Origin of the sequence: Roseospira visakhapatnamensis, from assembly GCF_014197915.1 — a bacterium.
In the GTDB taxonomy this organism is placed as follows: Bacteria; Pseudomonadota; Alphaproteobacteria; order Rhodospirillales; family Rhodospirillaceae; genus Rhodospira; species Rhodospira visakhapatnamensis.
In genome coordinates, this window is record NZ_JACIGK010000014.1 from 102,416 (window position 1) to 125,607 (window position 23,192).

Sequence of the window (23,192 nt, forward strand, 5' to 3'; positions counted from 1 at the left end):
TGCCGTTACCCGCTTGACGGCTCGCCCTGCGACGACCAGAGCGCGGCGTACAGACCGCCGGTCGCCAGCAACGTCTCGTGCGGACCACTCTCGACCACCCGTCCCTGGTCCATCACGTGGATCAGGTCGGCCGTGCGCACCGTGGCCAGGCGGTGGGCGACGACCACCGTGGTGCGCCCCGTGCCCAGCCGGTCCAGGGCCGTCTGCACGCGCTGCTCCGTCTCCCGATCCAGGGCCGCCGTGGCCTCGTCCAGCAACAGGATGGGTGCGTCCTTGAGCATCGCCCGGGCGATGGCGATGCGCTGGCGCTGCCCCCCCGACAGCCGGCCGCCGGCCTCTCCCACGGGTGTGTCGTAGCCCTGGGGCAGGGCGGTGATGAAGGCGTGCGCCTCGGCGGCGCGGGCGGCGGCCTCGACGCGGGCCTGCCAGACCGGGGCGGTCTCGCCGGGGTCCACGTCGGGCGCGCCATAGAGGATGTTCTCGCGCACCGTGCCCTCGAACAGGGTCACGTCCTGGGTGACCAGGGCCATCTGCCGCCACAGCGACGGCCGTGTCACCGTGCGGATGTCGATACCGTCAACGAGCACGCGGCCGGCGTCCGGATCCAGCTGGCGGGCGATCAGGTTCAGCAGCGTGGACTTGCCGGCGCCCGACGGCCCCACCAGGGCCACGGTTCGGCCGGCGGGGATGTCCAGGGTGACGCCGTCCAGGGCGGGCGCGGCGGCCTCGTCATGGCACAGACGCACGTTCTCCAGGCGGATCGCGCCGCGCACCGGGGGCAGGGCGGGGGCATCCGGCCGGTCGGTCAGGCCGGGCGGCGTATCGAGCACGTCGAACAGCCGCACCAGGGCGGCCACGCCCTCCTGCAGCGTGGCGTTCAGGTGGCCCAGCTTCTTGATGGGCCGGTAGGCCAGGATCAGCGCGGTGACGAAGGCGAAGAAGGTTCCCGCCGTCGACTCCCCGGCGATCACGCGATAACCGCCGAACAGCACCACCGCGACCACCGCCAGTCCGGTGGTGGCTTCCACCAGGAACTCGATGCGGGCGCGGGCCGCCTCGGTGCGGCTCATGGTCTCGAACAGGCGCCGGGTCAGGCCCCGCATGCGGGCGCTCTCGTGGGCCGGGTCGCCGAACACCTTGACCACCCGCACGCCCTCGAAGGTCTGGTGCAGGGCCGCGTCGTAGCGCCCCATGGTCTCCTGAAGGCCGGTGGTGTGCCCCCGCACCGCCCGCCCCAGGCGAATCACCGGCAGCACCAGGAGCGGGAACACCAGGGCGCCGACCACCGTCAGCGTCCAGTCCATGGCCAGCAGCGTGACCAGCAGGCCCACCAGCGTCGCCACGTCGCGCCCCAGGGCCGTGACCGTGGAGCTGATGACGGTGCGCAGGGTGTCCAGATCGACGATCAGCCGCGAGGTCAGGTCGCCCGCCGGGTGTCGGCGGTAGAACGCGGCATCCAGGGTCAGCAGATGGGCGAACAGCGTCTTGCGGGCCACGGCCACCATGCCCAGCCCGGCGCGGATCATGGCCGCCCGCTGCCCGTAGTTGGCCACGCCCTTGAGGGCGAAGGCGGCCGGCAGGCCCAGGCCCACCACCCACATCATGGTGCGGTCGCCCTCGGCTAGCACCTTGTCGACGGCGGGCTGCATCAGCCAGGCGGTCATGGCGCTGGCCGCCGCCACCAGGCCCATGGCCAGCACGCCCAACGCCATCCAGGGCCAGGCGCGCCGGCCCATGCGCCGCACGAAGCGCCACAGCAGCGGTCCCGCGCGCACCGCCACGGGGTGGTCGGCCGGCGGGGCGGGGGCGGGCGCCCCGGCCGCCGTCGAGGCCGCGGCCGGCGACCGGTGCCCCGGCGCCCACAGCAGGAACAAAAGGGCGGTGAACAGCACCTGGGCCAGCCAGTCTTCCTGCCAGACACCGTAGGCGCTCAGCCCGACCACCATCACCGAGGCCAGGGCGGCGGTGCCGGCGGCCCGCCCGGCCGGGTCGGCGCGGCGGACGATCCAGCGCACGGCCAACAGGGCCAGGCCGGCGACCAGGGCCACGCCCACCAGCCCCAGTTCGACCCAGATCTCCACCACGTTGTTGTGCGGGTGCACCGACATGGCCTGCGGGTCGATGATGTCGAAGAAGGCGACGTCCAGGGGGGTGTGCGGGACCTTGGTGGCCGTGTTCAGGCCCCAGCCCAGGATCGGCCGGCTCGCCAGGGGGGCGGCGAACAGCGCCAGGATCTCCAGGCGGGCCACGGCGGTGAAGGGCAGCACCCCCAGGCCCGGCTTGATCACCATCGGCCCGAAGCAGAGCAGCCAGGGCGAGACAAACATCACCAGCAGCACCAGACCGGCGAGGCCGCGCGCCAGGGCGCGGGCCGAGACCCGCAGCGCCAGCCCCGCTGCGCCCAGGCCGGCCACCAGGGCCACGGCGGCCGCCAGCGAATCGCCCAGCGCCAGAACGACGGCCAGCGCCACGGCGACGGGCGCGGCCGCCCACCCGTACCCCCGCGCCACGGCCGCCGCCAGCAGCGGCCAGCCGCTCAGCACCAGGAAGGTGAGGCCCCGGTTGAGCATGGTCGGGGTGGGCGTGTCGCCCATCAGGCCGAGGGCATGCAGGGCGCGCAGCAGCGGCAGGTCGAACAGTATCTGGACCAGGAACAGGCCCACCAGGGTCACGTACAGGCCGGCGAACACCCGAAACGGGCGGTCGCGGTCCACGCGCGCCGGCAGACGGGCGGCGGCGGTCAGGCCGATGACGGCCATGACGCACACCGCCGCCGTCGCCGGCAGGTGCTCCAGCGACCGGTCGGGACGCAGGCTCCACAAGGGGGATGCCGCGCTCCAGGCCAGCATCGCCAGGATGAGCCCGGTCGCGGGCGGGGGCCAGGTCAGCGGTGGGGCCAGGGCCGGGCGTCCCCGCGTCAGCAGGCCGGCGCCCGCCAGCCCCAGCACGCCCACCACGATGGCCCCGGTGAACAGCTTAGGGCCGACCGCGAACACCACCGGGCACAGCCCCAGCAGCAGGAGCGGCCAGGGTGCCGCCCCCGTCGTGTCCCGTCCGCTCTGCGTCCCGGCGCCGTCTGGTCCCGTTTCCGCCGTCACGCCGCTTCGGCTCCCGCCTGGAGGGCGCGGGGACGCGCCGGACGAGGGTAGCGCGCGAGCCACACACAGCCGAGCCCGGCCGTCGCGATCGGTCCCAGGTACAGCAACGGCAGGTACAGCAGATCGGTCCGGGCCAACTGTCCGGCGCCGAGCATGCTGGCCTGGGCCGTCACGACGCCGGCCACGGCGATGATGATGCGGCGGTTGCGACCCTGACGGTTGAAGTCGCCGCTGAGGAGGGCGCCCAGCGCCAGCAGCGCGAACGCGATGTTGGCGAGCGGCTTGGCGATCCGCTGGTGGCCCTCCATGCGCATGCGGCGAATGCCGGCCTCGGAGAAGGTTAGCGGCAGGTCCGCGAGCATGCGATCCTCGGTGGTCAGGGTGAACAGTTCCAGCGTCGGCCGTTCCCGGGACTTGGGGACCCGGGCCAGCGGGTTCTTTTCGCCGCCGGCCACGCCGACCGAGTGACTGTCGAAGAACAGGAAGTCCACCAGGCCCGTGGTTCGATCGCGTTCCTGGCGGACGCCACCGACCATCAGCACCCGCGCCTCGTCGTTCTCGTACAGCAGGGCGCCCCGCGTGGCGGTGATGACCACGTCCAGATCCGGGTCGCCGCGGTCGTGGATGATCAGGCCCCGAAGGTCGCCACGGTCCGTGGTCTCGCGCACGTAGATGGTCAGGGTGTCCGTGACCTCGGTGAAGGCCCCCTCGGTCAGCGCCAGCCGCGAGACCTCGTGGCGAATGCGGAACTGCAATTCGTTGAAGGCGCGCTCCAGGTGCGGGACGATCCAGAGCGTGAGCACGAAGGTCGTCGCGCACAGCACCGTGGCCAGCCCGAGCGCCGGACGCGCCAACTGCCAGCGCCCCAGCCCGGCGGACTGGAGCACCATCAACTCCCGGTCCAGGGTCAGCTTGTGGTAGACGAACAGGATCACGCCGAACAGGGCAATGGGCAGGAAGAAGGTCAGGAACCCGGGCATCAGCAACAGCGTCAGCTCCAGGAAGACGCCGACCGACAGGCCCTTGTTGATGAACGCGTCAAAGAAGCGCAGCGAGTTCAACAGCCAGAGCAACGCCGTCAGCCCGGCCGTTCCCAGCACGAGCGCGATGACCAGCTGGTTCAGGATGTAGCGGGTGATCAGGCGCATGGCGCGGGAGTATAGAAGCGACCGGGACGCCCCGCCAGGGACGATTGCCCGGGGTCCCGGGGCCCATGCCCCTTGGTCCCGGACGGGACCGGGATGCCACCGAAGACGGCGACATGCTTACCGGTCGACGGTTTCGGTGTGCGCGAGGGCGTGGGCGGCGCGCGTCTCGTGCAGGCGGTGCAACAGGTCGGCGCGCCCCGGCCGGCATCCCTCGGCGAGCCACCAGTCCCGCAGCGCCGCCAGCGCCGTACCCACCGCCGGTCCCCGGGGCAGGCCGGCGGCCAGCAGGTCGCGTCCGGTCAACGGAAAGGGGGGCGGGTCGAATCCACCGGCGGCCTCGATCTGGGCGATCCAGCCGCGCGTGCGGCGGGAATCGGTGTGGCCCTCCCCCTGGCGCTCGCGGGCCCAGTCGAGCAACGCCAGGTCGATGAACAGCGCCGGGCCGAGGCGGTCCAGGCGGCGGTAGCGGTCGGCGGGCGACAGGTCGGGGACGGGGCGGGCCTCCGGCGGCGTGGTCACCATGGCCGTGAGGCGGCGGGCCTCGGCCCGGGACAACCGAAGCCGCTCGGCCAGGGCGAGGGCCTGGTCCTCCGTCTCCAGCATGCCGACCACGGCGGCCAGCCGGCGCAGGGCGTCCGGCGCCACCCCCGGCGCGACGACGCCGCGAGTCTCCAGGAAGGCCAGCATGCGCAGCCGTCCGACGTGCTCGGCCTCGGGCAGCACCAGCGGCAGCACCCGGGCGCCGCGCATCAGCAACAGCGCGCCGGCCGGATCGGGCGCCAGCAGGGTCTTGAGCAGCTCGGTGCGTGTCCGCTCGGCCGATACGCCCTGCACCAGGGGGGCCAGGGACTGGCAGGCGGCGTAGGCGTCGGCATCCGGCCCGGTGCTGGCATAGTGCGCATGAAAGCGGAAGAAGCGCAGGATGCGCAACGCGTCCTCATGGATGCGGGCGGTGGCGCGACCGACGAAACGCACCCGGCCCGCGGCCAGGTCGGCGATGCCCTCGACATAGTCATAAACGGCGCCGTCCGCCGTGGCCGACAGCGCGTTGATGGTGAAGTCGCGGCGGGTGGCGTCGGCCAACCAGTCCCGGGTAAAGGCCACCTGGGCGTGGCGGCCGTCACAGGCCACGTCGTGGCGCAGGGTGGTGACCTCGAACGGCGTTTCGTCCACCACCGCGAGCACGGTGCCATGCGCCAGGCCGCGCGACCACGGCACGGTGCGGATGCCGGCCGCCTCCAGCAGCGCCACGACCGTCTCCGGCTCGTCGGGCGTGGCCACGTCGACGTCCTTGACGGGCCGACGCAGCAGGCCGTCGCGCACGCAGCCACCCACGAAGCGGACGCGCGTGCCCTCGGCCTCCAGCGCCGCCAGCAGGCGCCGGGTGGCCGGCGCGGTCAGCCAGGGGTCGGGCGACAGTTGTCCGACCGGTCGTCGCTCGTCCGCGAGGTGGCTCCAGTTCCGGGTCATGTCAGCACCGCCCTCCGGCGTTGGAGCCGACCCGCCGGCGCCGGTTCGATCCGGCCCGACTGCAACGGTCATTCTCAATGACCGTTGGTATAAGACTCTGATATTGAAGCAAATCGTCGTCGCGATCCGGTTCGGATCGCTCGGGATTTGCTCTAGCGGGTCGGGTCGACGTCGGCCGCGCCCGTGTCCTCATCTTCATCCTCGTCTTGGTCCTGGGTCGGGTCCACGCGTGGCACGTTCTGGCTGGGGATGATCCGGCCGTCCTCATAACGTGGGGGGATGTAGATGCTGTCCGGCGTCCCCACGGACTGCGTCGTGTACAGGGCCAGGGTGACCGCTACCGTCAGCGCGGCGCCGCTGAGGGTGAGCGTCATCCACGGAACGGTGTCGCCGACGAACCGCGGCGCCGGGGCCGACCCGTCGGCACCCGGCCCATCGTCGGGCACCGCGCCGCCGCGCGCCGAGGCCACCAGGCGGGCGCGCACCACCAGCCAGATCACGTAGAGAAGGCTGGGTGTGAGCAGCGGCAGCACCACCGTCAGGAACACACGCATGGGGAGTCTCCCGTCGTCACATGGGGTGCACTGAATCAGACAAAGCGTGCCGCGACTGATGTCGTCACGGACGGTCGCCTTATCCCGCGCCGCTGCACTAGCCCGCTTCCGACACGGGCGGTTCCGCGCCGGTCGCCGCCGTTTGTGGGGGCGCGCGCAGCACCTCGTAAAGGTTCATCAGGATGCCGGCCGTGGCGCCCCAGATATAGTGCTCTCCGTACGGGATCGCGAAGTGGGGACGGCGGGCGCCGCCCGCGTCGCGCACCGCGTGGCGATGATTGGCGGGATCCATCAGAAAGGCCAGCGGAACCTCGAACACCGTGTCCACCTCGCTCGGGTCGGGGACCAGGGCCACTGGCGGGGTGATCACCCCGACCACCGGCGTGACCCGGAAACCCGTGACGGTGACGTAGTCGTCCAGCAGGCCGAGCACCTCCACGGTCTCGGCGTCCAGGGCCACTTCTTCGCGGGCCTCGCGCAGGGCGGTGTCGACGGGGTCCACCTCGCCCGGCTCCTGGCGACCGCCGGGAAACGAGATCTGACCCGGGTGGTGGGCAAGATGGCTGGCCCGGCGGGTGAACAGCACTCCGGGGCCGATGTCGCCATGGTCCAGGATGGGCAACAGCACCGCCGCCGGCCGCTGACGGGCGCGGGGGTGGGCCCGCTCCGCGCGGAACTGGCGCGCGGCATCGCCCCCCAGAAGGCGGGCGATCGCCATGTCCGAGCCCTGGCCGCGTCCGCGCCCGGCGTCCAGAAGACGCGTCAGGGCCGGGCGGTCCAGTCGGCCTCGTCCAGCGTGCCCAGGCAAAAGAAGAGAGATCGGCTCCATACTCCGAACAGTGTCCGTCCCGCCTCGTTGGTTTCGACGCCACGCGCCACCAGATCATAGTACACCGATCGGGTCAGGCGGGCATCCAGTCCGTCACGCACGCGCACATAGGGGCGTGGCTCGCGGGTCACCGGGTCGTGCTCCAGGCGCAGGGGATGGTCCCGGTCCACCGTCACCACTTCGTCGCAATTGGTGCGGAAGCTGATGCTCTGAGACCGGCCGCAGCCGCCGTCCACGAACATTTCCACGGCCAGGAAGGGCACATCGGCGACCTCGACGCGGCCCACCTCCACGGGGGTGACCATCCAGTAGCTGCCGTCCTCCGCCCGATGCAGGACCGAGGCGAACAGGCACACCATCTCCTTGCGGCCGATGGGAGACCCTTGGTAATGCCAGGTGCCGTCCCGATCTATGGAAAGACCGAGGTCGCCGCAGAAGTGACGCGCGCGGCCCCCCGCGCCGGGGGTGTCCAGCACGGCCAGCCTGGGCGGCCCGTCGGCGGTGGACCGGCGCGCCGCCGGATCCGCGCCGGGATCGTGTCGTCCCCTCGGCACGCCCTCGGGCGCGCCAACCGACGCGTCGGACCGTGCTGTCGCCGATCCCCGTGCGTTCGGACCCATCCTGTTCCTCATCGTTGTTTGTTCTGGGAGGACCCATCGTGATCAGCACGTCCATGCCCACCTCCGCCCATCCGTCCGCGTCGCCCGGGCCGGTCGCGGAGACGTTGGAGGATCGGGTCCTGCTCGAAGACGTAGACAGACTGGGAGCACGAATCAAGGAGGCGCGCGCCGGCATCGCCCGCGTCATCTTCGGTCAGGAGGCGGTCATCGACGGTGCCCTGGTCACCCTTCTGGCCGGCGGCCACTGCCTGCTGATCGGTGTTCCCGGACTGGCCAAGACGCGCCTGGTGCAGACCCTGGGCGTGGTTCTGGGGCTGGACGCCAAGCGGGTGCAGTTCACGCCGGACCTGATGCCGGCCGATATCCTGGGCTCCGAGGTGCTGGAGCAGGACGAGCGCGGGCGGCGCGCCTTTCGCTTCATCCCGGGGCCGGTGTTCTGCCAGTTGCTGATGGCCGACGAGATCAACCGCGCCAGCCCGCGCACACAGTCGGCGCTGTTGCAGGCCATGCAGGAACACAAGGTGTCGGTGGCGGGGCACTATCACGACCTCCCGGCGCCGTTCCACGTGCTGGCCACCCAGAACCCCATCGAGCAGGAGGGCACCTATCCCCTGCCCGAGGCGCAGCTCGACCGCTTCCTGATGCAGGTGGATATCGGCTATCCGGATCGCGCCGCCGAGCGCGCGATGCTGGAGTCCACCACGGCCGCGCGCACCGTGGAGCCCGAGTCGGTGCTGACCGCCGACGATCTGCGTGCCGCGCAGCGCCTGGTGCGCCGCGTGCCCACCGGAGACAGCGTGGTGGAGGCCATCCTGACCCTGGTGCGCAACGGCCGCCCGGAAAGCACCGATTTGGCCGAGGTGAAGGCCCACGTGGCCTGGGGGCCGGGGCCGCGCGCCAGCCAGGCGCTGGCGCTGGCCTGCCGGGCGCGCGCCATCCTCGACGGGCGCCTGGCGCCCTCCATCGACGATGTACTGGCCCTGGCCCGCCCGGTGCTGGTGCACCGCATGGCCACCACCTTCGCCGCCCGCGCCGATGGGGTGACGGTGCCGGACATCATCGACCGCCTGAAGGCCACCGTGGGGTAGGCCGCGCCGGCGGAGCCCCCTCCGCCCCGAGCCCGCCTCACATTCCCTCCTTGAGAATAGAGGCCATCAGCTTCTGGGCCTCGGCGGCGGCGTCCATGTCCTCCAGGATCATGTAGTAGCCCTGGGCGACGCTGGCCTTGTTGGCGGGCAGGGTGGAGCCCGGGTCGTTGTAGAGCGTCTCGCGCGCCCGGTTCAGGTCGTGCAGGGACAGCGCGAACTTCTCCAGATACCGGGCCTTGAGGTCCTCGACGCCAGCGCGCGCGCGGGTGAGGTCGCGGCGCAGGTCGTCCCGCTCGGCGGTCAGGTCGGCGGCGGCGCGGCGGGCCAGGTCCCGCTCGGACTCGACCTCGGCCAGCGCCGCCTGGGCGGCGCGCAGGTCGTCCCGGGCGTTGGCCGTGGCCACGTTGGCGCGCGCCAGCCGGCGCTCGCGGCGCTCCAGGATGGCCTCCAGGGCCAGGCGCTCCCGGCGCTGCTGGTGGATCACCGTCAGCGCGTCCGCCAGCCGCGTGTTGAGCCGGCGCAGGTCGGCGCGGGTCTCGGCCATCAGCGCGGCATCGTCCAGCCCGCCATCCCGGGCGATCTGGCGCATGCGCCGAAACAGGCGCACATAGCCGGCGATCAGCGCCGTCTGCACGCGGATCTCTGGAATCAGCCCGGCCGCCAGAAGGCGCGCCCGCCCCGGCGGATCGGCCGCCAGGCGGCTCACCGCCTCGCCCAGCACGGAATCCAGGGCGTCGTCGTCCACGCCTTCGGCCAGGCGGTCCCAGTGGCGGATGGTGTCCTTGGCGCGTGGATCGCCGAGCGGACGCGGCTCGCCGGCCTCGTCCTCCAGCGCCGCGTCCAGGGCCTGGACCACGGCGGCGATGCCGCCAGGCTCGCGGGGACCGCCGTCAGCCGTCATCGTGACCATCCGGGGGCGGGGCCTGGGTCGCCTGGACGCGGGTCATCTCGGATTCCAGTTCGGCAATGTAGCGGGTGGCCTGGTCCAGCAGGTCATTAAGGCGCCGGTTCTCGGTGCGCAACTGGGTGACGATATGGCTGGCGTAGAGGGCATGGCGCAAGGGATCGTCGTCGTCCGCCGGTCTGTCTCCGCCCTGGCGTCCGCCGTGGAGGTCGCGGCGCGACGACGACCGGTCGTGGCCGTTGGGGCCGCGCCCCTTGTCGCCCTCGCGGGCGCCGTGCATCTGCACGCTGACGGTGCCGCCCAGCACATCGTCGATGGACCCGCCGGCGCCGTCCAGGTGGGCGCGGGCGCGATCAAGCGCCGTCAGCGCTTCCGCGCCGTCGGCGCGCAGCGCGACGGCCATGATCTTGCGGAACCGTTCTCGGTCGAACCGGGACCAGTCCATGATGGTCACCCAGGGGTTGCGAGGGCAGGGGGCAAGGAAAACAGAGGGGCGCGCGGCCTCTCGTGGAGCGGGCCGGACCATCGGCGCCCGTCGCCGCCCCCTTCACTCCGCAGTGTGCCGCAAGTCGGGTCGCGCCGTCGAGCGTCGCGCGGGGTGGCCGGGGACCCTCCCGGGCCGGGGCGCGGACCCGCGCCGGGCGGTGCCCGCGTGGCGGCGATTCATCCCTGAGATTCGCGGGGTTGTTTCCGGTGTCGCAACGACCCCATACTGCGCGATCAAGACGGCACGGCATGCTCGGTGACCATCGCGCCGAGTCCCCGGCTCCCTCCTCCCATCGATCGACGTCAGGAGAGTTCGCCATGACCCGCACCGCCACCGTTGCCTTTGTCGCCGCCCTGTTCGCCTCGTCCAGCGCCCTCGCCTGCAGTGGCTGGAAGTCGGCCGACACCGACCGTCCCATCACCACCGCGCAGGTGGAGTCGTCCGGTCAGTCCTCGGCCCCCTGGGGACAGGACCGCGAGCGGAATTAGATCCGTCGTGGTGATCATCGGTCCCGTGCGGTGGCAGTCATCGCGTCGGGACCGACCGGACAGCACCGTCGTTCTGGTCAGGCCGGCGCCGATGCGCCGGCCTTTCTCTTGAACCTCGGCCGCCCTGGTCCGGGGGCGGTCGCGACCCTGGCCCGGCGTGTCGGGCCCGGCCCGGGGGAAGCGCCCCGGGGCTGGCCTCGGCCGACCGCAATGCTCAGAGTCTTCTTGATCTTAGCGATCGATACGCAAACAGAATCGATTCTTCTCCACACCGGCCTTTCCCTCTATCCTGAGGGTGGTTTGGAAGGGGGGGATCGACCGGCTGGCGGGCCGCGTCGCGTGGCGACGGCCCAGGGGGCGTGCGCCAACGCACCGCGCGCCCGAACCTCCGGTCATTCAAGACCCCTGTCCCGTGCAACGAAAAAGCAATCCCAAGGGAGGATTTTCATGACCCGATTCTTGACCGCGCTTGCCACCGCTGGCGTTGCCCTGGGCGTGGCCCTGGCCGGACCGGCGGCGGCCTCGGACCAGTGCCAGGATGGCGAGATCGTCATCAAGTTCAGCCACGTGACCAACACCGACAAGCACCCCAAGGGCATCGCCGCGCAGTTGCTGGCCGACCGGGTGAACAGCGAGATGGATGGGGTGGCCTGCGTGGAGGTCTATCCCAACTCGACGCTCTACGACGACAACAAGGTATTGGAGGCCATGCTGGCCGGCGACGTGCAACTGGCCGCGCCCTCGCTGTCCAAGTTCGAGAAGTTCACCAAGAAGTTCCGCCTGTTCGACCTGCCGTTCGTCTTCAAGGACATCGAGGCCGTGGATCGCTTCCAGACCTCGGAGGCCGGTCAGTCGATGCTGGATTCCATGCAGCGTCGTGGCCTCCAGGGCCTGGCCTTCTGGCACAACGGCATGAAGCAGATGTCCGCCAGCCAGCCGCTACTGGAGCCGGGCGACGCCGAGGGCCTGAAGTTCCGCATCCAGACTTCCGACGTGCTGCAGGCGCAGTTCGAGGCCCTGGGCGCCAACCCGCAGAAGATGGCCTTCTCCGAGGTCTACGGCGCCCTGCAGCAGGGCGTGGTCGACGGCCAGGAGAACACCTGGTCCAACATCTATGGCCAGAAGTTCTTCGAGGTGCAGGACGGCATTACCGAAACCAACCACGGCATCCTGGACTACCTGGTGGTTACCTCCACCGAATGGCTGGACAGCCTGCCCGAGGACGTGCGCGAACAGTTCCTGACCATCCTCAAGGAGGTCACCGAGACCCGCAACGCCGAGTCCTACGCCGTCAATCAGCGCAACAAGGGCCTGATCATCGAGGCCGGCGGCGAGGTCCGCACCCTGACCGACGAGCAGCGCGCCCAGTGGGTCGAGGCGATGAAGCCGGTGTGGGAGCAGTTCGTGGGCGATATCGGCCAGGACCTGCTGGACGCCGCGCTGGCGTCCAACGACGGGTGATTGGCGTCGATCTCCTTTGATATGAGCCTCCTGCATCAGGACACGCGTTGATGGACGCGGCCGCGCGCGGCGGTCCGGGCCTGCTCCCGGACCGCCGACGCGTGTGCGGGAGGGCGCGGGCGACGGGCGGCGGCAAGACCGCCCGGCCGGGTCGGGAAGGAAACACCCCATGCATCATGGAACCTCCGCCGAGCTGCGGAGAAGCTTGGTCGACCGTATCGAGGTGGCGGGCATCGCCCTCATCCTGGGCCTCATGACCCTGGTGACCTTTGCGAACGTCGTCGCCCGTTATGTCTTCAATACGAACATCCTGTGGGCGCTGGAGACCACGGTGTTCCTGTTCGCCTGGCTGGTGCTGCTGGGCGCCTCCCACTGCGTCAAGATCTCGGCCCACATCGGCGTCGACCTGATCCTTAACCTGGTCCCACGCGGCCTGCGCAAGGCGCTGGTGTTGCTGTCGGTGGCCGTCTGCCTGGCCTTCAGCGGCATGCTGCTGGTCGGGGCCTGGCACTACTGGTGGCCGTTCGCCACCTCGCGCGCCTGGTATGAGGTCAACGACATTCCCATGGTGTTCCTCCCCGACCTGATGGCCACCTGGTTCAACGAGGGCGAGGAGTATGAAAAGCTGCCGCGCTTCATTCCCTACGCGGCCTTGCCCATCGGCCTCTTTCTGTTGACCCTGCGCTTCCTGCAGGCCGGCTGGGACATCGCCATGGACCACCGCGTCATGCTGATTGCCAGCCATGACGCCGAGGGCGAGGAGATGTTGGCTGAGATGCGCCGCGAGGCCGACGCCGGCACGCTGAACCAGGCCGTGCACGCGTCACGCCAGGACGGGGAGCGCTGAGCCATGTCCGTCGTCCTTCTCTTCGTCATGGTGATCGGCTTCATGTTGCTGGGGGTGCCGGTCGCCGTGTCCCTGGGCATGTCGAGCACCATTTTCCTGCTGGTCTATTCCGAAGGCTCGCTCGGCTCCATCGCCCAGACCCTGTTCAGCGCCTTCGACGGCCACTACACCCTGCTGGCCATCCCGTTCTTCATCCTGGCCTCGTCGTTCATGTCCACGGGCGGCGTGGCGCGACGCATCATCCGCTTCGCCATCGCCTGCGTCGGCCATTTCAAGGGTGGTCTGGCCATGGCCTGCGTGTTCGCCTGCACGCTGTTCGCCGCCCTGTCGGGGTCGTCGCCGGCGACCGTGGTGGCCATCGGCACCATCGTCATCGCCGGCATGCGCCAGGTGGGCTATACGCGTGACTTCGCCGCCGGCGTCATCGCGAACGCCGGGACGCTGGGGATCCTGATTCCGCCGTCCATCGTCATGGTGGTCTACGCCGCCTCGGTCGACGTGTCGGTCGGGCGCATGTTCCTGGCCGGCGTTATCCCGGGCTTGATCGAAGGCCTGATGCTCATGACCGCCATCTATATCATCGCCCGCGTCCGCAACCTGCCGGCGCAGGACTGGGCGGGATGGCGCGAGATTGCGGGCTCTGCGTGGGATGCGTCCTGGGGCCTGTTCCTGATCGTGATCATTCTCGGCGGCATCTACGGCGGCGTCTTCACGCCCACCGAGGCGGCCGCCGTGGCCGCCGTCTATGCCTTCCTGATCGCGAACTTCGTCTACCGGGACATGGGGCCGTTCGCCCAGGGCCTGGGGCCGAAGCGCCTGATCCCTTGGAAGGCGCTCAGCGTGCTATGGCACAAGGACACCCAGCACGCCCTCTACGAGGCCGGCAAGCTGACCATCATGCTGATGTTCATCATCGCCAACGCGCTGATCCTGAAGCACGTGCTGACCGAGGAACAGATCCCGCAGATGATCGCCGAGGCCATGCTGAGCGCCGGTCTGGGCCCCATCCTGTTCCTGATCATCGTCAACATGATCCTGCTGGTCGGCGGCCAGTTCATGGAACCGTCGGGCCTGATCGTCATCGTCGCACCGCTGGTCTTCCCCATCGCCATCGAACTGGGTATCGATCCCATCCACCTGGGCATCATCATGGTGGTGAACATGGAAATCGGCATGATCACCCCGCCGGTGGGGCTCAATCTGTTCGTCACCTCGGGGGTGGCGAACATGCCCATGTTCGACGTCGTGCGGGCACAGCTCCCCTTCCTGGCCGTTTCGGTCATCTTCCTGATCCTGATCACCTACGTTCCGTGGCTGTCCACGTTCCTGCCGACCCTGGTGATGGGGCCGGAGCTGATCACGCAGTAGCGTGTCCTTTCCGCGATGTCCCCGGGCGGGGTGCGCCGCCCGGGGATGCGATCGGGGCCGGCATGCGCGGGACGCGGTTCCCTGGCGGCGGCGCTTGGTCTAGAACGGTCCAGAGGGGGCCGCCCCCACCGGTGGTCCCGGGATGGCCGCCGGCATCCTTCATTCGCGAGCAAACGAGACCCGTGTCATGACGCAAGCCCTGTCCCTGTGTGTGTTCTGTGGTGCCCGGGCCGGAACCCGTCCCACCCTTGTCGAGGCCGCGCGACGGCTGGGGACCAGTATCGGGACCGGCGGTGGCACGCTGGTGTTCGGAGGCGGCCGGGTGGGCCTGATGGGGGAACTGGCGCAGTCCACCATGGCCGCCGGCGGGCATGTCGTCGGCTTCATTCCCGAGCACCTGGAGCGTATCGAGGTCGCCGACCGGAGCCTGCCGGAACTGCACGTGGTCAGCGACATGCACAGCCGCAAGCTGGGCATGTTCGAACGCGCGCAGGCGTTCTGCGTCCTGCCGGGGGGGCTGGGCACCCTGGACGAGACGTTCGAGATCCTGACGTGGCGCCAGCTTGGCCTGCACGACAAGCCGATGGTGCTGTTGAACGTGGAGGGCTATTGGGACCCGCTGCTGGCGCTGGTCGACCGCATCGTCGAGCAGGGCTTCGCGCCGCCGGAAAACCGCCGTCTGTTCACGGTGGTGGACACCCCCGAGGCGGTGCTCCCCGCCCTGGCCACCGAACTGGCGGCGCGGCCTTCCGCCTCGGTCGCGCCGGACGCGGAAGCACGAGCCCTCGGATAGGGTCTGGGCAGGGTCTGGGCGAGCGCGGGAGCCGGACGGTCGGGGCGCGTGTCAGGCCAGGAACTTGCCGACGGTCTGGAGGAAGTTGGCCACCGAGATCGGCTTGGCGATATAGCCCTCGCAGCCGCCCTCGCGGATCTTCTCCTCGTCGCCCTTCATGGCGAAGGCGGTGACGGCGACGACAGGAATGCTCTTCAACTCGTCGTCTTCCTTCAGCATCTTGGTGATCTCCAGCCCCGAGATCTCCGGAAGCTGGATGTCCATGAGGATCAGGTCCGGGCGATGCTGGCGGGCGATGTCCATCACCTCGCGGCCGTCCGCCGTCTGCAGGGTGCGGTAGCCATGCGCTTGCAGCAGGTCGTTGAACAGCTTCATGTTCAGTTCGTTGTCTTCAACGATCAGAATGGTCTTGGACATCGGTTGCCTGCCTGATTGTCAGCGCCGATCCGGTCTAGGATCCCGGGAGCCCTGGTGTTCATGACCCGGGGAGTCCGAATACCGCGCGCGCTATCGTCCTGCGATCCACGCGACGCTCACCCCCGCTCTTTGTATAAGGGAACCGGGCGAAATCCAACAGCCTCCATACCGGCGGACGTCACCTTTTCGGCCCGTTTTCTCCTTAGGGTCGACCCGCGTCCGGGTCCCTTTCGGCGGTGGCCCACCCGGGGGATCACGCCGTCGTGCCCGGTTTGCCGCCCCCGGTTCGCAGCGCCGCCACCGCCAGGCACCCCCAGCCGACCATGAAGGCCGTGCCGCCGAACGGCGCCGCCAGGGCCACCGGCCAAGGGGTGAAGGCCAGGGTGTACAACGTGCCGCAGAACAGCACGATCCCCAACCCGAAGGCGACTCCGGCGGCCCGAACCCAACCCCGTCCGGCCGGCGGCGTCCCCTGGCCCACCAGCCCGCACAGGATCAGGCCAAGGGCGTGGATCATCTGGTAGCGGGCGGCCTTGTCCACCAGGTCCACCGCGCGCGCGTCGCCCGTCGCCTCCAGCCCGTGGGCCGCGAACGCGCCCATGGCCACGGCCAGAAGGGCGGCGATGGCGCCGACGGCGATCCAGGGACGGGTGGCGGTCATGGCGGGGCTCCGGGGTGGGCGTCTCGGTCAGGCGGTTGAGGGCGAAGGTGGGCGGCGGCCGGTGCCGGGTCAAGGCCGACACGCCGGCGGCCGGAATGCGCGGCCGGAATGGGTGGACAGAAAAGGGGGCGGATCCGTGCGGGCCCGCCCCAGTCTGCTGTTGAGGGTAAAGAGGATGCAAGCAGCCGCCGCGATCCCGCCCCGTCCCGACGCTGGCCTCCGTGATCGACCGGGCGTCGGGTGGGCGACGAGATTCCGTCGGCCACCTTCACGGTAGGGCAGACCCCGCCGGCACCCTGTGACCCTCATCACAAAATACGGCATTTTAGGCAAATCTGATGATTTTTTTTCCCGACACGTCCGCACGGGATTGCCGCGTCGGGTCGCGGACGGTCGGGCGACGCGGCCGATCGCGGGGCGTGTGGCGCCCGTGTCGGGCCGTCGTCGCCGGCCCCCGCCCCCTGGCCTACTCTGGACCGCCGCCGTGCCGTCCTCGGCCGGCGTGGCCGCGCGAACACGCTTTGATTGCGGACGCGCCCCCGTGGTCATGGGGCCAAAGGGCGACTGGTTTCTTTTGGCTTCCCGGCAAATTGCGCACCCAGTGCGCATTTTTTCCTTGCCCAGGCACCGCTCTCTTGATACCGTCATTCTATCGGCGATGAGCGCCGCGTTCGTAACCTCCGGAAGGGAGGGTGCCTCCATGTTGCGCTTCCTGTTGTTCTTTCGCTATGGCATGGCCTGCCACAGCCACGTGATCTCGGACCATGTCGCGTCCGAGGAAGCGGCCTTCGGCCGCCGCCTGACTCGGGCGGCCACGGTCAAACCCGTCGCCGTCCGGCCCGTGTGATGGGGCCGGCGCGATGATGGGTCGTATGAGGGTTCTGCCGCGCATGCGGTGAGACGGAGGCTGGCGCGACGCCAAGACGTGATCAACGGCTGGCGAGACGCCAGCTTTTTTTGTGTCTTCTGTATCGTCACGGGGACCGCGGACTGCATCTTTTGTCTGGATCGGCGCCCTACTCCAGTTGCGCCAGCATGGGGGCGGAATCCTCGATGCGCGTGATGTTCTCCAGCCCCTGCCGAATGTCCGTCATGATGAACTCCGAGCGCTTGACCGGTCCGCCGGAGGTGGGGCGCGGGAACAGCCGAATCCAGGCGTTCATCTTCACCGTCAGGCCACACAGCACGCCGCCGATGGTGACGTGGTAGGCCTGGATCAGGTCCTTGACCTTCTGGAAGCGCTCGGCGGAGATGTTCTCCCACATGGTCTTGGTGGAGCGGTCGAAGTTCTCGAACCGGCCGGTGATGGCCGCCGTCAGTTCATTGATGGTGGTCTCGATCATGTCGCAGGATCGCAGCAGGTTCTGGTCCTGGCGCATCTGATAGTTCTTGCGTATCTCATACATGGAGTCGATGAAGACATCCAGAAGCGGCGTGAGCATATCCAGGCACCGCCTGTAATAGGATAGAGACAGGAAGATATCGCCGTAATCTTCCAGGAAGCGCGGCACCTCCATGACCTCGATACCCAGGGCATCGGCCATCTGGGTGAGGCGCTGGCGCGCCCGCTTGACGTCCGGGTCCCGGAACAGTTTGACCACGTCTTCGAACCGCTCCACCTTGACGGTCTCGTCGCCCCCATAGATCTGGCTGATCAGCGGGCGCGTGAACTGCGTCATGTAGGTGGTCAGTTCCTGGTTCTTCTCGGGCGTCAGTTGCAGTCCGGCCTGCTCCGCCACCGGCACGCCGATGCGCCGCAGCATGATGCGCAGCGAAAAGACATCGTAGCTGTGCAACATGGCCAGCTTGCGGGCGATCACCAGGTCCGGATGGATCTCGTCCTCGGGCCACGGCATCAGCTTGGGCAGATCGTTGATCTCCACCTGTCCGCTGCCGGTGGAGACGTCGGAGAACAGTTCGATGACGCTGCGCAGGTGCGCGTTCTTGATCATGCGCGCCTGGCGCAGGGCCGGTGTCGTGAACGGAATGATGTCCAGCGGCAGCACGAACAGGGAATCCATGTCGGATTCCTCGATTGGCGTCAGCGTGCCATCGCTGGTGTGCAGGGGGGTCTCTGCGCCCATGATTGTCCTCGCCCGTTCGGGACCCCATGCCCGGCGGAAGGTTGCCGGCGCATGCGGCGGATGGTCATCCCAGGAGTCCGGGTCTTCGGTCGAAGTCCGCGACCATCCGTGATCGTCCGGCATCGTACCCATTCATCCCGACCCTGCCCACGGGAATTCATCGCGGGGCATCCGGGCGCGCAACGCCGCCGGATGCGTGCTCACCCTCCTTCCGTTTGGTCTTGCGTTTGGGAACACGCGTGTGATTCAAGAAGTCCACCCTTGGAGCATACGGAGCCAGCATGACGGGTGGCGTCGAGCACGCGACTGAGGGATGGTGAGGGGCGCGGTGAGCGGGCCGGCCAGGCCGCCCCGTTGGGGTCACAGCCGCTCCACCGGCACCGCCAGCACGTAGCCGCCGCCCCAGACGGTCTTCAGCAGGCGCGGGTCGCGGGGATCGGGCTCAATCTTGCGGCGCAGCCGACTCACCTGCGTGTCCATGCTGCGGTCGGTGAGGGCCGCGCCACGCCCGCGCGCCAGGTCCAGCAACTGGTCACGGGTCAGCACCCGGCCGGGGTGTTCCACGAAGGCGCGCAGCATCGAGTATTCCCCGGTGGACAGGGCGATCCCCACGCCGTCGGGGCCTTCCAGCTCGCGCCGGCCCAGATCCAGGATCCAGCGGTCGAAGCGTACCCGCCCGGCCTCCGGCAGGCGGTCGGTGGGGTCCGAGTCCGCGGGCGCCGCCGGGCCACGGGCCGGGTCGGGGTCCGCCGGGCGCGGGCCGGCGCGGCGCAGCACCGCGCGCACCCGGGCCAGCAGTTCGCGCGGATTGAACGGCTTGGGGACATAGTCGTCGGCACCCAGTTCCAGGCCCACCACCCGGTCGGTCTCATCGCCCATGGCGGTCAACATGACGATGGGCAGGTCCCGCGTGGCCGGCTCGGCGCGCAAGGACCGGCATAGCGACAGCCCGTCCTCGCCCGGCATCATCAGGTCCAGGATCACCAGGTCCGGCCGCTCGGCCGGGTCGTCGCGGGCCAGAACGGCGCGCAGGCCGGCGCCGTCGGCGGCGGTCTCCACCGCGAGGCCGTGCTGGCCCAGGTAGCGGGCCAGCAGGTCGCGGATGTCCTGGGTGTCGTCCACCACCAGGATGCGGGGCGCCGCCGCGGTGGCCTCCCCCGATTGTGGGTCAGCCGGCATGGCGCGCGCCCCTGGCATCCAGCCGCTTCTGGCGCCGGCAGGCCGTCACCACGTTGCGCATCAGCATGGCCACGGCCACCGGACCCAGGCCCCCGGGCACCGGCGTGACCCAGCCGGCGACCTCGCGAACCTCGTCGAAGCGCACGTCGCCGACGATACGCAACTCGCCATTGACGGTGATGCGGCTCCGGCCCAGGTCGAAAACGGCCGCCCCGGGCTTGACGTGATGGGCGCGGATCATGCCGGCGCGGTTGGTGGCCGCGAACAGGATGTCGGCCTGCTTGCAGATGTCGGCCAGGTCGCGGGTGTCCTCATGGGCGATGGTCACCGTGCAGCGCTCACCCAGCAGCAGGCGCGCCGACGGCCGGCCGGTGCGATGGGTGTCGCCGACCACCACGGCGTGCCAGCCCACCGGGCGCGGGTCCACGTGTTCCTTGAGCAGGTGCACCCCGGCCAGTGCGTCGCAGGGCACGAAGGCCGGGACGTCGGTGGCCAGCAGGCCGGCGTTGGCGGTGTGGAAGCCGTCCACGTCCTTGGCGGGGTCCACCGCCTCGATCAGCCGGCGGGCGTCGCGGTACCGTGGCATGTGATGCTGGATGAGGATGCCGTGCACGCCGGGGTCGTGGTTCAGCCCGTCGATGACGGTGATCACCTCGCCGTCGGCGGTGTCGGCGGGCAGGGTGTGCAACTCCGTGCGCAGGCCGGCGTCCTCGGCGCGGGCCTTCTTGTTGGCGATCAGTTGCAAGGTGGCGGGATTGTCGCCCACCACCACGAAGGCCAGGGTGACGGTCAGGCGGTGTTCGTCGTCCAGATCGCGCACCTGCTGGCGCACGTCGCGCAGGATCTCCTGGGCGGTGTGCTCGCCCTCAAGGATGCGGGCGCCACGAGCCATCGGCGAGTCCTCCGATACAGACCAGGGGGGCGGGCGGGACGCCGGCCGCCCCTACCGCCGGGGCCGCCCCTACCGCCGGGGCCGCCCCTACCGCCGGGGCAGAGCCGCCAGACGCTCGGCCAGTGCGTCGAGTGTCTCCGACGACGCGGCCACGCGCAAGCTCTTGCGGCGGTCGGTCGCGCCGCTCACGACGGTGAACGCGCCCCGGGGCAGCCGCCAGGTCTTGGCCAGCAGGGCCACCAGGGCGGCGTTGGCCTTGCCGCCCTCGGGCACGGCGGTCACCGAGACGCGCAGCCACGGCCGGCCGTCCGCGTCGGTGGCGACGCCCTCGATCCGGTCGCGCGCCGCCTTGGGGGTCAGCCGCACCGACAGCCGGGCGCCGTCATCGCGCGGGACGAGGGGCAGGGGCGGCGGGGCCGCCGTTTGACCGGCGTCGCTCACCACCACGGGCGCTCAGACGAGGCGAAACAGGATTTGCTCCAGCACCATCTGCACGAAGATCAGGCCCAGGATCAGCACCAGCGGGGACAGATCGACGCCACCCAGGTTGGGCAGCCGGCGGCGGATCGGCCCCAATGCCGGCTCGGTCAGCCGTCGCAGCACCTCGCCAATGGTGCCGACGACCTGATTGTAGGGATTGACCACATTGAAGGCGATCAACCAGGACAGGATCGCCTGAATGATGACGACCCAGATGTACAGGTTGATGACCATCAGGATGATCTGGAACAGCGGGACGAGGATGATGTCCATGGGGGCCTTCCGGAAGGGGCGGGGGCTGGTGGTCGGTGGCTGGTGGTCGGTGGCTGGTGGTCGGGGGCGACGGCCGCCCGAGGGCGCGGGCGGGTCCTCTGATCGGCCACAATGACCGGGCCGACCGTACTGCAAAACGCGCGGCGAGGGAATCGCCGGGTGCGGGCCGATCCCGGGCGGGCGCGGTGCCGGTGCCGTCAGGTGACGGCGTCGTTCAGGTCGACCCCCAGTTCGCGCAACGTGGCAGCCAGGACGGCGCCATCGGTCTCGTCCATGGCCAGCAGCGGCGGGCGCGGCAGGCGCCAGGTGGGCGCGTCGCGCGCCATCGCCATCACCGCCTTCAGCGCCGGGATCAGCGGGCGGTCGCTGAACAGGGCGCGCACCTGTCCGGCGCGGGTCTGCAACGCCTCGGCCTCGGGACTCTTCCAGCCGTCGATCACGGCCTTGATGCCCATCGGGTTGACGTTGCCGGTGGCCGTGATGCAGCCCGGCGCGCCCAGCCGCAGGGCGTCCAGCAGGTGCGCTTCCGACCCGGGGAACACACTGAACCCGGGAAAGTGCTCCAGCAGCGCGCGGGTGTTGTCCCAGTTGCCGGAGCTGTCCTTCAGCCCCACCACGGTCTCGGGATGGGCCTCGATCAGGCGGCCGATCACCGCCGCCGGAATCGGGACCTGGCTGAGGTGCGGGAAGTGGTACAGATAGATGCGCAGGCGGCTGTCGCCGACCCCCTGGATCACCGCGTCGATGCTGGCGAACAGGCCGTCGTCGGAAATGCCCTTGTAATAGAACGGCGGCAGCATCAGCACGCCCGCGCAGCCGTCCGACACCGCCGCCCGGGTCAGGCGCACGGTGTCGGGGATGGCGCAGGTGCCGGTGCCGGGCATCAGGCGCTCGGGCGGGATGCCGGCCTCGATCAGCAGCGCCAGCAGGTCCAGCTTTTCCTCGATCCCCAGGCTGTTGGCCTCGGAGGTGGTGCCGAACACCGCCAATCCGTCGGCGCCGTGGTCCAGCAGCCAGCGGCAGTGGTCCAGGAAGCGCGACTCGTCCACCGACAGGTCCGGAAGAAACGGTGTCAGCACGGGCACGTACAGCCCGCGCGCGCGGGGCGGGGGAGACGCGGACTCGACAACGGACATCGGCGGCATCCTCGATGAAACGTGGAGGCCGTCCCCCATCGGCCACACCTTCGCGCACCATACGCCTCCGGGGCCGCGTGTCCAGGGCCAGGACCGTGGTTCGGGTCTTGAAACCGCCTCCGCCCGCCCCATACCAGACACGGGGATCGAGGGCGCGTCGGCCGCGCGTCGGTCGCGCCGCCGTCTGGTTCCCCTTATCGCCGCGCCAGCGAGCGAGGACCCATGCCCGACCGCCTGGAGGTTTCCGCCTGCGCCACCCGCCTGCGCCTGCTCATCGACTTCGTGGCCCGTGTCTGCCAGGTGCGCGGCGTGCCCCTGTCGACCCAGCACCGCGCGGAGCTTCTGGTGGAGGAGCTGTTCGCCAACACGCTGCTGCATGGCGGCGTGACCGACACGGACGCCAAGGTGCGCCTGACCATCGAGGAGACCGACGGCACGCTGCGCATGGACTACGAGGATCCCGGACGGCCCTTCGATCCGACCGGTCCGACGCCGCCCGCGCCGGGTGTCCCGGCGGAAGACATCCCCATCGGCGGCGCCGGCCTGCGCATCATCCAGGCGCTGGCGCAGGACATCGGCTACGAACGCCGGGACGGCCTCAACCGCGTCACCCTGCGGGTGATGGGGCCGCGCGGGCGGCTGTTTTAGAGAGCAAATCCCGAGCGATCCGAACCGGATCGCGACGACGATTTGCTTTAAAAACAAAAACGTAGAGCGTTTTGGGTGATTCCAAAATCACGCAACACGCTCTAGCAGTCTGTCGGGTTTGGCCGCGCGGCCTTGAGTTTAGGTGGTGGCGCGGGTGTCATGCGGCCCTGATGCGGGCCATCCGCTTGCAGTTGTAAGCGAGGGTGACGAGCGCCCATTCGGTTTTGACCTTGCCGAGGCCACGGAGGTGAAAGCGGGTGAAGCCCA

24 protein-coding genes are annotated in these 23,192 nt (G+C 69.9%); 8 read left to right on the forward strand and 16 right to left on the reverse strand.

Going from position 1 to position 23,192, the window contains the following annotated elements; genetic code table 11:
• Nucleotides 1-5: 5 nt before the first annotated feature.
• The 6 genes from GGD89_RS20540 to GGD89_RS10865 form a co-directional block, all read right to left on the reverse strand.
• Nucleotides 6-3,098: an ABC transporter ATP-binding protein gene (locus tag GGD89_RS20540; RefSeq protein WP_343058581.1), complete on the reverse strand. Its 3,093-nt coding sequence runs from the start codon at nucleotides 3,096-3,098 to the stop codon at nucleotides 6-8.
• Nucleotides 3,095-4,246 carry an LptF/LptG family permease gene (locus tag GGD89_RS10845; RefSeq protein WP_184045091.1) on the reverse strand — a complete coding sequence of 384 codons (1,152 nt, stop codon included), beginning with the start codon at nucleotides 4,244-4,246 and terminating at the stop codon, nucleotides 3,095-3,097. Before GGD89_RS10845 ends, GGD89_RS20540 begins: the two co-directional genes overlap by 4 nt.
• A 117-nt stretch (nucleotides 4,247-4,363) precedes the next feature.
• On the reverse strand, nucleotides 4,364-5,716 hold the full coding sequence (locus GGD89_RS10850) for a CCA tRNA nucleotidyltransferase (protein ID WP_184045093.1): 1,353 nt from the start codon (nucleotides 5,714-5,716) through the stop codon (nucleotides 4,364-4,366).
• A gap of 152 nt (nucleotides 5,717-5,868) precedes the next feature.
• Nucleotides 5,869-6,270, reverse strand: a complete 402-nt coding sequence (locus GGD89_RS10855; protein WP_184045095.1) for a hypothetical protein — start codon at nucleotides 6,268-6,270, stop codon at nucleotides 5,869-5,871.
• 97 nt (nucleotides 6,271-6,367) lie between these two features.
• The gene (locus GGD89_RS10860; RefSeq protein WP_246423038.1) at nucleotides 6,368-6,988 is read right to left on the reverse strand and encodes a CoA pyrophosphatase; all 621 of its coding nucleotides are present in this window, start codon (nucleotides 6,986-6,988) and stop codon (nucleotides 6,368-6,370) included.
• Between the two features lie 44 nt (nucleotides 6,989-7,032).
• Nucleotides 7,033-7,719 (reverse strand): DUF1285 domain-containing protein, encoded by a 687-nt coding sequence (locus tag GGD89_RS10865; RefSeq protein WP_184045099.1) that lies wholly within the window; start codon nucleotides 7,717-7,719, stop codon nucleotides 7,033-7,035.
• 41 nt (nucleotides 7,720-7,760) lie between these two features.
• Here GGD89_RS10865 and GGD89_RS10870 point away from each other — a divergent pair, with 41 nt between their 5' ends.
• Nucleotides 7,761-8,807: an AAA family ATPase gene (locus GGD89_RS10870; RefSeq protein ID WP_425503033.1), complete on the forward strand. Its 1,047-nt coding sequence runs from the start codon at nucleotides 7,761-7,763 to the stop codon at nucleotides 8,805-8,807.
• Between the two features lie 37 nt (nucleotides 8,808-8,844).
• On the opposite strand, the gene GGD89_RS10875 is transcribed toward GGD89_RS10870, so the two are convergent.
• The gene (locus GGD89_RS10875) at nucleotides 8,845-9,708 is read right to left on the reverse strand and encodes a coiled-coil domain-containing protein (protein ID WP_184045101.1); all 864 of its coding nucleotides are present in this window, start codon (nucleotides 9,706-9,708) and stop codon (nucleotides 8,845-8,847) included.
• The gene (locus GGD89_RS10880) at nucleotides 9,698-10,156 is read right to left on the reverse strand and encodes a hypothetical protein (RefSeq protein ID WP_184045103.1); all 459 of its coding nucleotides are present in this window, start codon (nucleotides 10,154-10,156) and stop codon (nucleotides 9,698-9,700) included. The genes GGD89_RS10875 and GGD89_RS10880 overlap by 11 nt, the downstream gene beginning before the upstream one ends.
• Nucleotides 10,157-10,515: 359 nt before the next feature.
• On the opposite strand from GGD89_RS10880, the gene GGD89_RS10885 reads away from it, so the two are divergent.
• The 5 genes from GGD89_RS10885 (at nucleotide 10,516) to GGD89_RS10905 (ending at nucleotide 15,155) form a co-directional block, all read left to right on the forward strand.
• Complete coding sequence (locus GGD89_RS10885; protein ID WP_184045105.1) at nucleotides 10,516-10,686, forward strand: hypothetical protein; 171 nt, start codon at nucleotides 10,516-10,518, stop codon at nucleotides 10,684-10,686.
• A gap of 447 nt (nucleotides 10,687-11,133) precedes the next feature.
• Nucleotides 11,134-12,147, forward strand: a complete 1,014-nt coding sequence (locus GGD89_RS10890; protein ID WP_184045107.1) for a TRAP transporter substrate-binding protein — start codon at nucleotides 11,134-11,136, stop codon at nucleotides 12,145-12,147.
• A 169-nt stretch (nucleotides 12,148-12,316) separates the two neighbouring features.
• Complete coding sequence (locus GGD89_RS10895) at nucleotides 12,317-12,994, forward strand: TRAP transporter small permease (RefSeq protein WP_184045109.1); 678 nt, start codon at nucleotides 12,317-12,319, stop codon at nucleotides 12,992-12,994.
• 3 nt (nucleotides 12,995-12,997) lie between these two features.
• Nucleotides 12,998-14,362, forward strand: a complete 1,365-nt coding sequence (locus GGD89_RS10900) for a TRAP transporter large permease (RefSeq protein WP_184045110.1) — start codon at nucleotides 12,998-13,000, stop codon at nucleotides 14,360-14,362.
• 187 nt (nucleotides 14,363-14,549) lie between these two features.
• Nucleotides 14,550-15,155, forward strand: coding sequence for an LOG family protein (locus GGD89_RS10905; RefSeq protein ID WP_184045112.1), 606 nt, complete (start codon nucleotides 14,550-14,552; stop codon nucleotides 15,153-15,155).
• Nucleotides 15,156-15,206: 51 nt separating this feature from the next.
• Here the strand turns inward: GGD89_RS10905 and GGD89_RS10910 are convergent, their stop codons facing one another.
• Both GGD89_RS10910 and GGD89_RS10915 read right to left on the reverse strand, forming a co-directional pair.
• Nucleotides 15,207-15,572, reverse strand: a complete 366-nt coding sequence (locus GGD89_RS10910; protein ID WP_184045114.1) for a response regulator — start codon at nucleotides 15,570-15,572, stop codon at nucleotides 15,207-15,209.
• A gap of 253 nt (nucleotides 15,573-15,825) precedes the next feature.
• Nucleotides 15,826-16,233 (reverse strand): DUF423 domain-containing protein, encoded by a 408-nt coding sequence (locus tag GGD89_RS10915; RefSeq protein ID WP_184045116.1) that lies wholly within the window; start codon nucleotides 16,231-16,233, stop codon nucleotides 15,826-15,828.
• 700 nt (nucleotides 16,234-16,933) lie between these two features.
• Between GGD89_RS10915 and GGD89_RS10920 the strand changes: the two genes are divergently transcribed.
• Nucleotides 16,934-17,080: a hypothetical protein gene (locus GGD89_RS10920; RefSeq protein ID WP_184045118.1), complete on the forward strand. Its 147-nt coding sequence runs from the start codon at nucleotides 16,934-16,936 to the stop codon at nucleotides 17,078-17,080.
• 169 nt (nucleotides 17,081-17,249) lie between these two features.
• Here GGD89_RS10920 and GGD89_RS10925 read toward each other — a convergent pair whose 3' ends face one another.
• The 6 genes from GGD89_RS10925 to GGD89_RS10950 all read right to left on the reverse strand — a co-directional run bounded on the left by GGD89_RS10925 (nucleotide 17,250) and on the right by GGD89_RS10950 (nucleotide 22,277).
• Nucleotides 17,250-18,317: a hypothetical protein gene (locus GGD89_RS10925; RefSeq protein ID WP_184045120.1), complete on the reverse strand. Its 1,068-nt coding sequence runs from the start codon at nucleotides 18,315-18,317 to the stop codon at nucleotides 17,250-17,252.
• 360 nt (nucleotides 18,318-18,677) lie between these two features.
• Entirely contained in the window at nucleotides 18,678-19,496 is an 819-nt protein-coding gene (locus tag GGD89_RS10930) for a response regulator (RefSeq protein ID WP_184045122.1), read from the reverse strand.
• Complete coding sequence (locus GGD89_RS10935; protein ID WP_184045124.1) at nucleotides 19,486-20,388, reverse strand: bifunctional 5,10-methylenetetrahydrofolate dehydrogenase/5,10-methenyltetrahydrofolate cyclohydrolase; 903 nt, start codon at nucleotides 20,386-20,388, stop codon at nucleotides 19,486-19,488. The genes GGD89_RS10930 and GGD89_RS10935 overlap by 11 nt, the downstream gene beginning before the upstream one ends.
• 87 nt (nucleotides 20,389-20,475) lie before the next feature.
• On the reverse strand, nucleotides 20,476-20,829 hold the full coding sequence (locus tag GGD89_RS10940; protein WP_343058582.1) for a DUF167 family protein: 354 nt from the start codon (nucleotides 20,827-20,829) through the stop codon (nucleotides 20,476-20,478).
• A 12-nt stretch (nucleotides 20,830-20,841) separates the two neighbouring features.
• Nucleotides 20,842-21,141 carry a YggT family protein gene (locus GGD89_RS10945; protein ID WP_184045126.1) on the reverse strand — a complete coding sequence of 100 codons (300 nt, stop codon included), beginning with the start codon at nucleotides 21,139-21,141 and terminating at the stop codon, nucleotides 20,842-20,844.
• 197 nt (nucleotides 21,142-21,338) lie between these two features.
• Complete coding sequence (locus GGD89_RS10950; RefSeq protein ID WP_184045128.1) at nucleotides 21,339-22,277, reverse strand: dihydrodipicolinate synthase family protein; 939 nt, start codon at nucleotides 22,275-22,277, stop codon at nucleotides 21,339-21,341.
• Nucleotides 22,278-22,499: 222 nt separating this feature from the next.
• On the opposite strand from GGD89_RS10950, the gene GGD89_RS10955 reads away from it, so the two are divergent.
• Nucleotides 22,500-22,925: an ATP-binding protein gene (locus tag GGD89_RS10955; RefSeq protein ID WP_184045130.1), complete on the forward strand. Its 426-nt coding sequence runs from the start codon at nucleotides 22,500-22,502 to the stop codon at nucleotides 22,923-22,925.
• The last annotated feature ends 267 nt before the right edge of the window (nucleotides 22,926-23,192 follow it).